We start from the raw sequence: 15,092 nt of genomic DNA, 5'->3' as shown, positions 1-15,092 counted from the left end.
GCGTGGCGCGTCCACGGCCTTGGGACCTTGAGGGGGGTTCCGGGGGAGAGTAACGCAGAGGCGCCACCGGGCTCGGATGGCCGACCACGGGGATTCGGGGGAACCCCCTGGGGCCATCGCGCCGACGGTACGCCGCCTGCGGGAGCTCGGCTCCCCGGGGTGTGCCGATGCGTGGGGGACGGGTTCAGGGGGACCCGCCCCCCACGCCGTGTTCCCCGAGGTGAGCCGCCGTCCCGGCGGGAGGACAGGGCTCCGCCGGGACGGTTCTACGGGTAGTCCGCGCCCCCGTGGCCCGCGCGACCTGCTCCGCGTCGCGACCCCGCCCCGCGGGCGCCGACCGACGACAGGGGAAAGAGCGGACCATGTTCTGGCCTCCCTCCCCGTGAACCCCGCCGCGGACGGGTAGTCCACCGGAAGGGACGGGACGAGGGGAGCGGGTGTGACCGGTGTGGCGAACAGCACGCGCAGGCCCGTTCCGTGCCCGTCCGCCGACGCTGGGCTAGACTCGGTGCATTTACCGGGTCGTGTTCACCCGCGACCCAGCCCACCCGACCGCCCCACCCACGACCCCGGGCAGCGTGCCCGCTCCCGTGGACGGGGTGTGAACCGCGGGGACGGCGAGGGCGTCGAACCCGGGAACGCCGAGAGTTCCCGGACGGCCCCCCGCCCTGCCCCACAGAACGACCTTCCTTCGGAGGTGGACCGTGTCCGCTGACCACCGAGAGCAGCAGCCCAGCCAACAGGGTTCGCGTATCGACCCGCACTTCGGCCGCTACGCACGCCGAGCACAGGGCATGGTCGCATCGGAGGTCCGCGCACTGTTCGCCGTCGCCTCGCGCCCCGAGGTGGTCTCCCTCGCCGGGGGCATGCCCAACGTCGCGGCGCTCCCCCTGGACCAGATCGGCGAACTGGTCAAGGACGTCGTCTCCGAGGAGGGCGCGGCGGCCCTCCAGTACGGTTCCGCCCAGGGCGACCCCGTACTGCGCGAGCAGATCTGCGACTACATGACGCTGGAGGGCATCACCGCCAGCCCCGACGACGTCATCGTCACGGTCGGCTCACAGCAGGCCCTGGACCTGCTCACCCGCGTCTTCGTCGACCCGGGCGACATCGTGCTGACCGAGGCCCCCACCTACGTCACCGCGATCAACACCTTCGCCGCCTTCCAGGCCGACATCCGCCACGTCGGCATGGACGAGCAGGGCGTGATCCCCGAGGAGCTGGAGGAGGCGCTCGTCCGCGCCGAGCTGGACGGGCGGCCGGTGAAGTTCTTCTACACCGTCCCCAACTTCCAGAACCCCGCCGGGATCACCATGACGGCCGAGCGGCGCGCGCGGGTCACCCAGACCTGCGAACGCCACGACGTGCTCATCGTCGAGGACAACCCCTACGGCCTGCTGCGCTACGACGGCGACCCCGAGCCCACCCTCTACTCCCAGAGCGAGGGCAACGTCATCTACCTGGGATCGCTGTCCAAGACCCTCTCCCCGGGCCTGCGCATCGGCTGGGCGCTCGCACCCGCCGCGGTGCGCGCCAAACTCGTCCTGGCCGCCGAGTCGGCGATGCTCAGCCACTCCACCTTCAACCAGCTGGTGGTGCGCCGCTACCTCAACACCTTCCCCTGGCGCGAGCAGATCAAGTCGTTCAACACCATGTACGGCGAACGCCGCGACGCGATGCTCAACGCGCTGACCGCGATGATGCCCGCGGGCTGCACCTGGACCCGCCCCCAGGGCGGATTCTTCGTCTGGGCCACCCTGCCCGAGGGCATCGACTCCAAGGCCATGCTCCCCCGGGCCGTCACCGAACGGGTCGCCTACGTGCCCGGCACCGGCTTCTACGCCGACGGACGCGGCCGGGCCAACATGCGCCTGAGCTTCTGCTACCCCACACCCGAGCAGATCCGTGAGGGCGTGCGCCGCCTCGTCGGAGCCATCGAGGGTGAGATCGACCTGCGTGATACGTTCGGCACCACCCTGGCCCCGAGCACCGACGGCCCACAGGCCCCCGCTCCGGACCTGCCCTGACACCCCATGAGGGCACCCCATCATGACAGCAGCACAGAAGGAGGTCCGCGCCGTGGCAGACCTTGACCGGGTTCTCGTCCTGGCCGGGGGCCTGTCCCCCGAACACGAGGTGAGCGTCCACTCCGGGCGCGGCGTCGCCGAGGCGCTGCGCAGGCTCGGCGTGGAGGTCCAGGTCGCCGACGTGGACTCCACCCTGCTGGACCGCCTCGTCCAGGACCCGCCGCAGGTGGTCTTCCCCGTCCTGCACGGGGCCGCGGGCGAGGACGGCGCCATCCGGGAGGTCCTGGAACTGGTCGGGGTGCCCTACGTGGGCGCCCGGCCGGGGGGCTGCCGCCTGGCCTACTCCAAGCCCGCCGCCAAGGCGCTGCTGGCCGCCGAGGGCGTGCGGGTGCCGCGCGGCGCCGCCCTGCCCAAGTCGGCCTTCCACGACCTGGGCGCTCCGGCGCTGATGGAGCGGCTCGCCGACCGGCTGGGCCTGCCGCTGTTCGTCAAGCCCGACCGGGGCGGCTCCGCGTTCGGCGCGGCACCGGTCGGCTCGGTGCAGGAGCTGTCGGCGGCCCTGGTGTCCTGCTTCGCCTACAGCGACTCGGCCCTGGTCGAGGAGCAGGTGCAGGGCACCGAGCTGGCCGTGGGCGTCCTCGACACCGGCGACGGGCCGGTGGCGCTGCCGCCGGTGGAGATCGTGCCCGACGGCGGGGTGTACGACTACGCCGCCCGCTACACCGCCGGGCGCACCGAGTTCTTCTGCCCGGCGCGCCTGGACCCCGCCACGGTCGCCCAGGCCACCGAGGTGGCGCTGACCGCGCACCGCGTCCTGGGGCTGCGGGACCTGTCCCGCACCGACCTCATCGTGGGGGCCGACGGCCGCGTCACCTTCCTGGAGACCAACGTGGCCCCGGGCCTGACCGAGACCTCCACCTTCCCGATGGGGGCCGCCGCCGCGGGACTGGACTTCGCGGTCGCGTGCCGGGAGCTGGCCCACCAGGCGCTGCTGCGCGGCTGACCCCGCCGATGCGCGTCCGGGCCGGGCGCCGCCGTTCCCCGGCGGCCCCGGCCCGGTCCTGTTCCGGGAGCCCGAGTGCCTCTCCGGTCAGCCCCGGCCGGGCGCCCCTTCGAGCCGTTGGAGAGCGGACACGGCACCCCCGGCGCCGTGGTGACGCCGCGGCTCCACCCCGTCGCGGGGCCGCCGGGCGGCTACGTCCCCGCCTCCAGGTGACGCCAGCGCACCGGGTCCAGGCCGAAGGCGCGGCCCCGCCCGCCCCGGTCCGTCCCCGGCTCCGCGGCGCCGGAGAGGCCGTCGAGGAGGAGCATCTCGTTGCCCCCGGGCTGGAACTCGTAGCCGACCCGCTCCAGCCGGGTGCGCACGCCCCGCCCCTCCAGCCACTCCCGCAGCCGGTCGAGCGCGCCGTACCTCTCCCCGCTGGTGTGCAGCACCACGGGGAACAGGCGCACCTGCCACCGGGCCACGCGCACCAGTTCGAGCAGGGCGCACCGGTGGAAGTCCTCGTCCAGCCGCGCCCCGTAGGAGAACAGCAGGTGCGAGCTGAGCACCAGGTCGAAGGAGCGGTCGGCGAAGGGCAGGTCGGGCAGGGCGCCCGCGACGTAGCGCTCCGGCCGCGCCGCGAGGTCGGCGGCGAAGGCGCGGGCGGCCCGGGTCCGCATCCGCGTGTACCGCTCGGGGGAGCCGAACCACGTCCACGCGAAGTCCGCCGCCTCCCGCGCGACGAGGGAGTGCCGGTGCTCGGCCTCGCGCAGGGCCAGCGATCCCAGCGCCTCCCTGTCACCGGCGTACTCGGGGTCCACGGCGACGGCGTCCGCCCCGCGCGCCCCGGCCACGAACCCCGCCGCCCCGCCGGGGCAGTCCAGGACGCGCAGCGACAGGTCCCGTTCCGAGAGCGCGAACATCGCCCGGTACTCCTCGAAGGAGCGGGAGCTGACGAACACCGGCCCCTCACCCCCGCCCGACGAAGGGCATCGCGGTCGGCAGGACGGTGAGGAACTGGACGTTGGCGTCCAGGGGCATCGACGCCATCAGCGTCAGCGACTCGGTGAACCGCTCCACCGGGATCACCGGCTCCACTGCACTCGTCCCGTCGGCCTGGAGCGCCGCGGGCTGCGGCCCCCCGTCCACCGGGGCCACGTTGCCCACGTCGATCTGCCCGCAGGCGATCCCGTACCTGCGCCCGTCCAGCGCCAGTGCGCGCGTCATCCCCAGAAGCGCGTGCTTGGCCGCGGTGTAGGCGATGGTGTACGGCCGCGGCACGTGGGCCGAGGGGGCGCCGTTGTTGATGATGCGCCCACCCCGCGGCGACTGGTCCCGCATCACCCGGAAGGCCTCGCGCGAGCACAGGAAGGCGCCGGTGGCGACGGTGCCCACCACCCTGTCCCAGTCGTCCAGGGGCATGTCCTCGACCGGCCTGCGCGGCACGGCCGCGCCCGCGTTGTTGAACAGCAGGTCCACCCGGCCGAAGCGCTCGCGCACGGCCGCGAAGAGCGACGCGACCCCGCCGGGGTCCCTGATGTCGGTCGGGAAGGCCGCCATCCGGTCCGCGTCCGCCCCCGCCAGGGCCAGGGTCCCGTCGAGGGCGTCCGCGCGCCGCCCGGCCACCGCGACCGACCACCCGTCCGCGAGCAGGGCCAGGGCGCCCGCCCGGCCCAGCCCGCTCCCGCCGCCGGTGACCACGGCGACCCCGCCGCCGCGCGGGCGGGGGGTCACAGCACCTCCGTGCTCATCCAGGCCCTGAGCACGCGGCGGGCCCGCGGACCGGGCGCGTCCACGTAGGGCGAGCGCCCGTGCATGACCCGGTTGTTGCGGATGAGTAGCAGCTCGCCCGCCTCCAGGCGCAGGCGGAAGGCGATCTCGGGGCGGTAGAGGACCTCGTCCAAAAAGCCCAGGGCCTCCCACTGGTCCTCGCTCAGGGGCGGCCCGCCCCGTTCGGGCGAGGTCCGCACCGTGCGGGGCTGGTAGTAGCAGCCCACGGAGCCGTCCTCCTGGACGAAGAGGATCGGGGAGACGACGACCTGCTGCCCGGCGCGGCCGGTCCGGTCGAAGGTCCACTCCCGCTCCAGCGTGGCGAGCACGCCGGGGCGCTCGCCCGCCACGGTGTCGCGCACCGTCCGTGCGCTGGCGAGCTTGGTGTCGCCCCCGCCGTCCACCGCGGGCTGTAGGCAGAGCAGGACGAGCACGTCGCAGGTGTCGCAGTGGAAGCCCAGCTCGGTGGCCCCGTCGCCGTCCTGGTCGCGGAGCACGTGGGTCAGGTCGCCCTTGGCGTTCTGCGGGATGACCTCGCCCAGCTCGCGCAGCACGAACCGCATGACCGCCTCGCTCACGGCGTAGGGCGCGTCGGGGGAGACCAGGCCGCGCACGTGCGCGAACCCCACCGAGCGCACGCTCTCGACGGCGAAGGCGCGGAGCCTGTCGCGCACCTCCTCGGCGCCCTCCCAGCTGTCGGCCGCCGCGGCCTCCGCCAGCAGCCGCGTGTCCTCCTTCTCCAGCGGCAGCGACCAGAGCGAGCGCCGCTCCTCCAGGACCTCGGTGTTCCATCCCAGGTCGGTCACGGTGTCATCGGACATGGGTCGTTCCCTTCGTCAGGCGGGTTCGCGGGGTGTGCCGCGAAGCGTTCAGCGGGCGGTGGCGCCGTCGTGGACGGCGACCGGGGGCAGGAAACCGGACCGGGCCGCCCACCCCAGGGCCGCGGACCACCACCGGGGGGTGGGGGCCGCGAAGCGTACACCGGCGCGGTCGAGCACGGACACGGTGCGCGAGCTGTCCACGACGACGTTGCGCTCCTCCAGCTGCGACCACGCCGACGCCAGACGGATCTCGGTCGGGTGGTCGGGCTCGGCGCGGGCCAGCGCGGCGGCGAACGCCTCGTCACCGGTCAGCGCGACCGGGTAGCCGTGCCGGGCGAGCCACGCCACGAGTTCGTCGTGGGGGACCTGGTGGGGCGACTCGACGTGGTAGGCGCCGGGCGCGGCGCACGGGTGCGTGGCGATCGCCGCGATCCCCGCCGCCACCGTGTCCACGTGGGAGAAGACGAAGGAGGTGGACGGGCGCCTGGGCGCCGCCCCGGCCAGGACGTAGCCGCGCACGAGCTGGTAGACCCGGTTGTCCGAGACGTTGCTCTGGAACGCCCCGGTGCGGCTGTGCGCGGCGATGTGGCCGCTGCGGTGGACGTAGCACTGGCGGCCCGAGGCGGCCCAGGAGCGGACGATCTCCTCGGCCGCGAACTTGGTCCTCTCGTAGGGGGTGCGAAAGCTCTGCCCGATGTGCAGGTCGGCCTCGCTGAAGCGGCGCGCGGGCCCCTCGACGCCGCCGCACACGGCCAGGGTCGACAGGTGGTGCAGGCGCGCCCCGGGGACCTCGGCGTCGATCCAGGACACCAGGGTGCGGACCGCGGCCGCGTTGACGCGTTCGAGTTCGTCCGGCGGGGCCACCAGGCGCACGTCCGCCGCCGCGTGGACGACGGCGTGGACCCCTCTGACACGGCGGAGCCCCTCCCCGGACAGGCCCAGGCCCTCCCGGGTGACGTCTCCGGCCACGGCCTCGACGCCGCCCGTCCCGGCGCCGACCCGCCGGGCGGCGTCGGCGTCGCCGTCGGCGCGCACCAGGCAGGTGACCTGCGCCCCCCGCTCCAGGAGCGCGCCGAGCAGGTGCGTGCCCAGGTAGCCGGTGGCCCCGGTGAGCAGGACCCGCACGGGCTCGCGGAGCACCCGCACGGCCGCGCCGTCGCGGGGAGCCCCGTGGAGCATCGGCTGCCCCGAGGTCGACACCGGCGACCTGGTGTGCGCCGGGGGCCGGGCCCGGGCCTCTGCCGCGACGCGGCGGCCGAAGCCGGAGAGGACGCCCGCCGCGTCCTCGTGGGCCAGGTCGGGCCAGGCGTACACCAGGTCGGCCACCAGCCTGCCCTCGACGACGCGGGCGGTGAGCCGGAGGAGCTGGAGCGGGTCGCCCCCGGCGCAGCGTGCGTTCCCGGCCTGTTCGGGGGCAACGGTCCAGCCCAGGGAGGGGTCCCCGGGCGGCCGGAACGCCCCCAGGAAGTTGAACCCCGCCCCGGGCCTGGGGCCGGGGGCGTCCATCGGCAGCTCGGGCGCCTCGCGCAGGAGGTGCCGGACCGCACGCGCCCGCCGGGCCGGGTCGCCGTCGGCGCGGTCGAGCCCGACCCGCTTCGCGGCGGTGAACCAGCCGACGGTGTCCATGTAGGCGTGCCCCGCGTCACTGGTGTCGCGCCCGTGCGTCTCCACCTCCACCTCCAGCCGGGTGCGCCCGCCGCGGTCCAGGACGGCGTCGGCGAAGGCCGCCAGCAGGAACGCCTCCAGGTCCTGACCGTGCCCGTGGCGGTGCGCGAGCCGGTCCGTGGCCGCCGCGTCCAGGCTCCAGACCAGGGCCGTCGGCCGTGCCGGATCGGGCGCTGCCCCGCCCGGGGACGGGTGGTCGGCGGCCCCGGGCGCGCGCGGGGCCAGGGCCGCCCACCGGTAGAAGTCGGCCGTGGGGGGAAGGGCCTCCTCCTCCCCGGAGAGCGCCGCCCGGTAGGCGTGCGCGAGGTCGTCCAGCAGGATCCGCCAGGAGAGGCCGTCCACGGTCAGGTGGTGGGCGATCACCGCGAGCCGGTCCCCGCCGTCGGGGTGGCCGGTGAACAGGTGCGCGCGCAGCAGGAGCCCGGAGGCCGGGTCCAGGCCCCGGTGCAGTTCGGTGCACACGCCGCCGACCACCCCCGCGGCGCGGCCGGGCTCCCCGGGCAGCCGTGAGAAGGACACCGCGGGCAGGTCCTTCGCGGGCCGGGGCCGCCCGGGGCCGCCCGGGCCCACGGGGGTGCGCAGGGCCGGGTGCCGCTCCAGGACGGCCCGCACGGCCGCGGACAGGGCCGGGGCGTCCACGGGCGCCGCGCAGCGCAGCAGGACGGACTGGTTCCAGTGGCGCGTGTCGGACACGGGCTGCCGCAGCAGCCAGCGCTGGGCGGGGGCCAGCGCCCGGGCGTGCTCCCGGTGCGGTGCGCGTTCGGCCGGGTCCCCCGCGCCGGGGCGGACGGCCGAGGCCAGGAGTTCGGGTGTGGGGTGGCGGTAGAAGTCCTCGAAGGCCACGCGCAGCCCCGCCCGGCGCAGGAACGCCACCGTGCGCATGGCCAGGAGGGAGTCCCCGCCGAGTTCGAGCACGTCGGCGCCCGGGCCGACGGAGGCCAGTCCGAGCGCGCCCGCCCACAGTTCGGCGATGGCCCGGACCAGTGGCCCCGCGTCCGGGCCCGGCCCGTCGGGGGCCGCGCGGCGGGCCCGCTCCTCCAGGGCCGCGTCCACGGCCTCGGCCAGGCGCGCGCGGTCGAGCTTGCCGTTGGGCCCGGTGGGGAACGCGTCCAGGGCGACCACGGGCTGGGGCACGGCGTACCCGGGCAGCCGCTCGCGCAGGTGGGCGCGCAGCGCGTCGAGCAGCTCCGCCTCCTCACGGGCGCCGTCCGGGCGCACGGCGGCCACCAGGGCGGTGCCCGCGGGCGTCTCCCGCGTCAGCACGGCGGAGCGCCCCACCCCCGGGAAGCCCTCGATGACCCGCTCGACCCCCACCGGGTCCACCCGGTACCCCCGCACCTTGACCTCGCGGTCGGTGCGGCCGACGAAGACCAGGTCGCCGTCCGGGCGGCGGCGGCACACGTCGCCGGTCCGGTACATCCGTTCCCCGCCCCGGCGGACGAAGCGGCGCGCGGTCTCCTCGGGGCGGCCGAAGTAGCCCGCCGTGACCCCGGGGCCGCCGATGAGGAGTTCGCCCTCGGCCCCGTCGGGGACCTGCTGTCCGGCGGAGTCCAGCAGGCGCAGCCGCGTCCCGCCGATCGGGGTGCCGATGGGGACCGTCGGCTCGTCGCCGGGCAGGTCGGCGCGTGAGCGGGCGACGAGGCAGGTGGCGCCGATGGTCGTCTCGGTCGGCCCGTAGTGGTTGACCACGCGGTGCGCGACACCGCCCTCCAGCAGGTCCGAGGCCAGGGACCGGGGCAGCGCCTCGCCTCCCAGGAGCAGGGTGTGCAGCGGCTCCTGAGCGGGGGGACGCTCCTCCATCAGGGCCGCCATGTGGGACGGGGTCGTCTTGAGCACCGAGACCCGGGCCCCGCGCAGGGAGTCCCACAGGGCCCGCGGGTCGCGGGCGGCGCGGTCGGGGACGACGTGCACCCGGCCCCCGGTGGCCAGGGCGAGCAGCCAGGAGGTGTGGCCCAGGTCCGCCGCCAGGGTGGTCACGTGCGCGAACACCGGCGCGTCGGCGCGGGTGAGGCCGAGGCGGTCGCGCAGCGCCAGCGCGTAGTGCGCCGCGTTGGCGTGGGTGACCGTGACGGCCTTGGGCCGCCCGCTCGAACCCGAGGTGAAGGAGAGGTAGGCCGGGTCGCGGGTCCGGGCCGGGGCGCGGCGGGGTGCGGGGGCGGCCGGGGCCCCGGGGTCCAGCACCTCGGTGCCGCGCTCACCGGGAGCACGCGTGTCCGGGTCGGCGGTGAGCGCGTGGGCTACCCCGACCTCGTCCAGCCGCGCGGCGACGTCGGCGGCGCTCCACTCCGCGTCGACCACGACCGCGGCCGCGCCCGAGCGCAGGACCCCGTGCAGGAGCGCGCACAGCCGTGCGTCGCGCGGCCCGAGCAGGGCCACCCGGTCGCCGCGGCCCAGACCCCGTGCGGCCAGAGCGGCGGCGATCCGGTCGGCGGCGGCGTCGAGGTCGCGGTAGCTGAGGGAGCGCACGCCGTCGGTCAGCGCCGTACGGAGCGGGTGCGCCTGACTCCCCTCCGTGAGCATGTCGGACAGTGTGGGGGTGGGTCGCAACACGTGCGTCATCGTCTCCGCTCCGTCTCCGCTGTCTGGTTCGCGCGGCCCCGTGGCGGGGCGTCCGTCACCGCCGGGTCCGGCCGGGGGACCGGCTCCGGAGCCTCATACCGGGGTGTAGTCGGTGAAGTGCCGCGGTGAGAACAGCTCCGGCCATCCGCCCCGGTCCAGGCCGAGTTCGCGGGCGCGGGTGAGCATGTGCCGCCAGTAGGGCTTGACCGGGCGCCACCGGGCGCCGGTCTGGCAGTAGGAGGCGTCGACGAAGTAGCGGGGGCGGCCGGTCGTCCGCCGGGCGGGCCTGCGCGCGTGGAACAGCGCCGAGTTGAGCAGGACGGTCGAGCCGGGCGGGAGACGGTCCAGGACGGCCTCGCCCGGCAGCTCCGAGGTGCCCAGGTGGGCGCGGGCGGTCTTGTCCGCCTCCTCGCGGTGGGACCCGGGCAGGACGGCCAGGCTGCCCATGCTCTCGTCCAGACCCACGGGGTAGTGCAGGGCGTGCACCATGACCAGGTCCGTGTCCCCGCGGTCGTTGGGCTCGTTGTCGTGGTGCCAGGGCTTGCCCCCGGTGTCCGGATCGTGCCTGGCGCTGTGCAGGTGGTGGAAGACGAAGGGCGCCCCCAGCAGCTCCGAGATCACCTCCAGCAGCGGGCCGTGGGCGAGGAGTTCGCCGTGGGCGGGCAGCTCCAGCTCCAGGGCCGGGCGGGGGTCGCCCCCGTCCGGGTCGAGGCAGGCGGCTATCGAGCGGTCGCGTAGCCCCTCGTCCACCCAGCGGTCCACCTCGGGAAGGAGCCGGTGGAGGAGGTTCTCGGGCAGCAGGCCGGGGAGGACGAGGTATCCCGACTCGGCGAAGCGCTCTCGTCGCTCGGCCGCGGACACGTCCTGGGACAACGCATGCGTCAAAGTGTCACCCCTGATTCGCGCTTCGGTGGTGGACGACTGCCGGATCGTCGTGGGGATCGCCGTGCCGGTCCCGTTTCGGGGGCGCGGGGATGGGAGGGCGTTCTCTTTTCCCGCCGACCGGGCGCTGGGGGAATGGCGTGGTGTTTCCGCGGGAGGGCTGTGGTCCGTGTTCCGTGGTCCGACTGCATCAATTTGGCATCCGTTCCGTTCCGTGTCAAGAAGGTCGGAAAAGAATCCCATGGGGGAGGCGCGAACACGTGCGCACGCGAGGGTCGTGGGAGGCGGGAGAGTGTGCGTCGGTGCTGCTCACAGCGTTTTGCGGGTGCTGTTGACTTCTGTTGGTGCTGGTGTGGAACGCGGCGCCAAAATAGATATTTGTCCCCTTTCTCCCTTCTGGGTTGTGAGGGAAAAGGGGAGATATCCGGGTCTCGGCGAAGCCGGGGAGGTCGGGGCGTCGGGGAGAACGATTTCCCTCGGCGGTCGTGCCGCCGTCAGGCGTGTGCGCCCATGTGTGTTCTGTGTGAATGGGGATTGCGTATTTCCTCGTTGTCCCCTTGTGTGCGAAGTGCGCGGTGAGAACGAATCTCCTCGGCGGGGTCCGTATCCGGGAAGTGCGTGTTCCGGACACGGCGTCGGCCCCGCCCCCGCGTCGCGCGGGGACGGGGCCGCAGGGTCCGACCGGGGCCTCAGTCGTCCGGGGTGTCCAGGGCGCGCTCCAGGACGTCGCGCACGGTGGCGCCCAGCAGCTCCACCTTGTACCCGGTAGCGGGCAGCGGCGAGCACAGGTCGGCCAGGCCCTCCAGGGCCTCGGCCACGCCCCCGTCCAGTGCCAGGCCCGCACGCGCGCCCACCAGGGCGGCCTCCACCTCCGGCAGCCGCAGCGGTGTGCGGGCCACCCCGCCCACGGCCACCGCCGCCGAGGTCACCGCGCCCCCGTCCGTCAGGGCCAGGCGCACCACCGCCTCCACCAGCGGCCACTCCGCGCGCGAGCGCCCGGTGGCACGGCGGTAGGCGTACCGTTCACCCGGGGTCGGGACCGGCAGCCCGACCGACACCAGCACCCGGCCCGGTTCCAGCACGTGGTCGCGGGTCGGGTCGGCGGCGTCGTAGAGGTCGGCCACCGCCATCTCGGTCCGCTCCCCGCCCGCCACGAGCACCGACGCGTCGTGGGCCAGCAGCGCCACCGCCAGCGAGGACGGGTGCGGGGCCGCGCACGGGCCCCGGTCCACGACCACCCCGTACAGGTGGTCGCCCCCGCGCGCCGGGCAGGAGTCCCCGCCCGTCTGGAAGCAGTCGAAGGCCGGGTTGCGCAGGTACCAGCACCGGTTGCGCTGGAGCAGGTTGCCGCCCAGCGTCGCGGCGTTGCGCACCTGCGGCGTGGCCAGCGCCCGCGCCGTGGCCGCCAGCGCCGGATAGGCCGCGGCCAGCGCGGGGTCCGCGGACAGCTCGGCGACGCCGGTCAGCGCGCCCACCCGGGCCGACCCGTCGGGGCGCCACTCCACGCCGCGCAGCTCGCGCACCCCGGTCAGGTCGACCACGGGCGCGGGCTCCAGGACCCCCGAGGCCAGGCACGCCGTCAGGTCGGTGCCCCCGGCGCGCGGGCGGGCGCCCGTGCCCTCCAGCCGGGTCAGGGCCTCCTCCAGCCCCGCGGGGCGTGTGGTCGCGGTCATCGCAGTCCCTCCAGCAGTCGGTCCGGGCGGATGGGCAGGTCCAGGGGGCGCCAGCCGGTGGCGTCGTGCACGGCGTTGGCCACGGATGCGGCCACGCCCACCAGCGAGATCTCGCCCAAGCCGACCCCCGCGCCCGCGGCGTGCTCGAAGCCCTCCTGGTGGAAGTGCACCTCGGTCTCGGGGACGTCACCCAGCCCCGGGAGCCGGTAGTCCTCCAGGTTGTCGGTGAGCACCACCCCGGTGACCGGGTCGTGGCGGCGCTCCTCGAAGAGCGCGTACCCCACGCCCTGCGCCACGGCGCCCTCGGCCTGGTTGCGGGCCAGCCGCTCGGCGTACACGCGGCCCACGGCCAGACCCGCCCAGCAGCGGGTGGGGCGCACCCGGCCCAGCAGGGTGTCCACCTCCACCTCCATCACGTGCACGGCGCCGGTCATGCCCCGGCCCACGGCCAGGTCGTCCATGTTCGGGGTGAGCGCGCCCCGGCGGTCCCGGCCGCGCTCACCGACCACCCGCACCCCCTCGGCGGCGGCCAGGGCGTCCTTGAGGGTGTGCTCGGGGATCGGCCCCGAGGCGGGAACCCCCGGCTCGCGTTCACGCAGCTCGGCGCGGAGCCGGTCGGCGGCGTCGGCCGCGGCGGGGCCCATCGAGGTGGTGGTGCGGCTGCCGAAGGAACCGGTGCCGTGCACCGAGGAACTGTCGCCGATCTCCACGCGCACGTCGGCGGCGGACATCCCCAGCCGCTCGGCGACCACCTCGCCCAGGACCGTGCGGATACCGGTGCCGATGTCCTGGGTGGCAGAGCGCACCACCACCGCGCCGTCGCGGACCGACAGCTCGACCTTCGCGCTCGGGCCCATGAGGTAGAGCCAGTTGGAGGCGGCGACGCCGACCCCGCGCCGGAACCGGCCGGTGCGCGGTCCGCGCGGGCGCCCGCGCCACAGGTCCAGGGCGGCGGCCCGGTCGTACAGCGCCCGGCGCTTGGGGTTGCCGTCCCAGCGGCGGCGCAGGGCCAGGGGGTCCTCGCCCAGCCGGTGGGCCATCGTGTCCACGGCCTGCTCCATGGCCCAGGACATCGGGGCGCCGCCGGGGGCGCGCATGGGCAGGCCCGGCGGGCGGTGGGTGACCACGTCGAAGTCGCGGGCCCGGCGCGGCGAGCGCCCGTACATCAACAGCCCGAAGACGGCGGTGGTGGAGCCCACCGAGACGCCGCCGTCGCCGTGGGAGTCCACGGTCAGCGCCGCCAGGTCCCCGGAGTCGTCGGCCAGCAGCGCCACCCGGGTGCGGGTTCCGGGGCGGTGCCCGGCGTCGGTGAGCTCCTCGGCGCGGTCGAAGGACACGCGCACCGGAGCGTGGGCCAGCCGGGCCAGTTCGGTCGCGGTGACCATGTCGACCGACAGGCCGGCCTTGGCGCCGAAGCCGCCGCCGACGTACTCGCTGAGCACGTGCACCCTCTCCGGCGCCAGCTCCCAGCGCTCGGCGGCCTTCTGGGCGATCTTGGACACCGCCTGGGTGGACGCGCGCAGGGTCAGCGAGCCGTCGCGGTCCCAGGAGGCCACGCACACGTGGGGTTCCAGCGGGCTGTGCACCTGCACGGCGGTGGTGTACTCCTGGGCCACCAGGCGCGGATCCCGGCGTTCGGCGGCCGTGCGCAGGCGCCGCACCGCGGTGGCGCCTCGCCAGCCCACGGTGGTGGGTCCGCGCGTGTTGCCGTCCCAGCGGCCCGGGAGACTGGGGCCCTCGGCGCTGGAGGGGGCGGCCTGGCGCTCGGCGCGCGTGGGGTAGACCCGCGGGGCGTCCTCCGCGCGCGCCTCCTCGACACCGAGCACGGCGGGCAGGGGTTCGTAGTCCACCCGCACGGCCCGGGCGGCGGCGCGGGCCAGGGCCGCGGTCGGCGCGGCCACCGCGGCGACGGGCTGTCCCACGTAGCGCACCGTGCGCTCCCCGCCCAGCAGGTCGACGAAGACCGGGTGCGGGTCCGCGGTCTGTCCGGGCCCGGGGCGGCGGGCGGCCGCGCTCCGCGCCCCGCCGGGGTCGACGGCGCGCACCCGCGCGTGGGCGTGGGCCGAGCGCACGATCACCCCCTCCCAGGTGCCCTCGGGGGCCAGGTCGGCGCTGAAGCGGGCCCGACCGGTGACCTTGGCCAGGGCGTCCGCGCGCGGCGGCGCCTGCTCGGGCTCGGTGTCGAACTCGCCCGCGCAGGCGGCGTCCACGGCGGCGAAGATCCCCTCGTAGGCGCCGCAGCGGCACAGGTGCCCGGCCAGGGCGTCGGCCACGCGGTCGCGGCCGGGGCGGACGTCGCCGTGCTCGGCGCGCCAGGAGTCGACGAAGGCGGAGGCCTCCACCACGAACCCGGGCGTGCAGTAGCCGCACTGCATACCGTCGTGGGCGGCGAAGGCGCGCTGGACGGGGTGGTCGCCGCCCAAGCCCTCCACGGTGGTGACCTCGCGGTCCTCCAGAAGGTCGGCGGGCAGCAGGCACGAGGCGGTGGGCGCGCCCTCCACCAGGACGGTGCAGGCGCCGCAGACCCCGGTGCCGCAGGCGATCTTGGTGCCGGTCAGGCCGAGGCGGTCGCGGATGTGCTCGGCCGCCGTGGTGTCGGGGGAGTCGGGGGCGGGAGAGGAGACGCCGTTGACTCGAACGTTCATGGGGTGGCTTCCCTCGATACGAAGTTGACATTGTCAACTTAGGGGCGCCGCCGACCGCTGTCAACGAG

9 protein-coding genes are annotated in these 15,092 nt (G+C 75.6%); 2 read left to right on the top strand and 7 right to left on the bottom strand.

The features are described 5' to 3' along the window. Window positions 1-794: 794 nt before the first annotated feature. Entirely contained in the window at window positions 795-2,027 is a 1,233-nt protein-coding gene (locus AC0VX6_RS14935) for an aminotransferase-like domain-containing protein (protein ID WP_475469363.1), read from the top strand. A 52-nt stretch (window positions 2,028-2,079) separates the two neighbouring features. After that, window positions 2,080-3,030, top strand: a complete 951-nt coding sequence (locus AC0VX6_RS14930) for a D-alanine--D-alanine ligase family protein (RefSeq protein ID WP_274973310.1) — start codon at window positions 2,080-2,082, stop codon at window positions 3,028-3,030. A gap of 191 nt (window positions 3,031-3,221) precedes the next feature. Here the strand turns inward: AC0VX6_RS14930 and AC0VX6_RS14925 are convergent, their stop codons facing one another. The 7 genes from AC0VX6_RS14925 to AC0VX6_RS14895 all read right to left on the bottom strand — a co-directional run bounded on the left by AC0VX6_RS14925 (window position 3,222) and on the right by AC0VX6_RS14895 (window position 15,024). Further along, entirely contained in the window at window positions 3,222-3,971 is a 750-nt protein-coding gene (locus AC0VX6_RS14925) for a methyltransferase domain-containing protein (protein ID WP_475464761.1), read from the bottom strand. Between the two features lie 7 nt (window positions 3,972-3,978). Further along, complete coding sequence (locus AC0VX6_RS14920) at window positions 3,979-4,743, bottom strand: SDR family oxidoreductase (protein ID WP_274973308.1); 765 nt, start codon at window positions 4,741-4,743, stop codon at window positions 3,979-3,981. Further along, complete coding sequence (locus tag AC0VX6_RS14915; protein ID WP_475464759.1) at window positions 4,740-5,600, bottom strand: TauD/TfdA family dioxygenase; 861 nt, start codon at window positions 5,598-5,600, stop codon at window positions 4,740-4,742. Before AC0VX6_RS14915 ends, AC0VX6_RS14920 begins: the two co-directional genes overlap by 4 nt. A gap of 48 nt (window positions 5,601-5,648) precedes the next feature. Further along, complete coding sequence (locus tag AC0VX6_RS14910; RefSeq protein ID WP_274973306.1) at window positions 5,649-9,824, bottom strand: SDR family oxidoreductase; 4,176 nt, start codon at window positions 9,822-9,824, stop codon at window positions 5,649-5,651. A gap of 93 nt (window positions 9,825-9,917) precedes the next feature. Then, window positions 9,918-10,697, bottom strand: coding sequence for a phytanoyl-CoA dioxygenase family protein (locus tag AC0VX6_RS14905; protein WP_475469361.1), 780 nt, complete (start codon window positions 10,695-10,697; stop codon window positions 9,918-9,920). Between the two features lie 698 nt (window positions 10,698-11,395). Then, window positions 11,396-12,379 carry an FAD binding domain-containing protein gene (locus AC0VX6_RS14900; RefSeq protein WP_274973305.1) on the bottom strand — a complete coding sequence of 328 codons (984 nt, stop codon included), beginning with the start codon at window positions 12,377-12,379 and terminating at the stop codon, window positions 11,396-11,398. Continuing rightward, entirely contained in the window at window positions 12,376-15,024 is a 2,649-nt protein-coding gene (locus AC0VX6_RS14895) for a molybdopterin-dependent oxidoreductase (protein WP_475464757.1), read from the bottom strand. Before AC0VX6_RS14895 ends, AC0VX6_RS14900 begins: the two co-directional genes overlap by 4 nt. Between the last annotated feature and the right edge of the window lie 68 nt (window positions 15,025-15,092).

The sequence above is a fragment of the Nocardiopsis sp. iso_25 genome, assembly GCF_056173305.1.
Note: the sequence above shows the minus strand (reverse complement) of the source record. Positions and strands in the feature narration are given on the sequence as shown.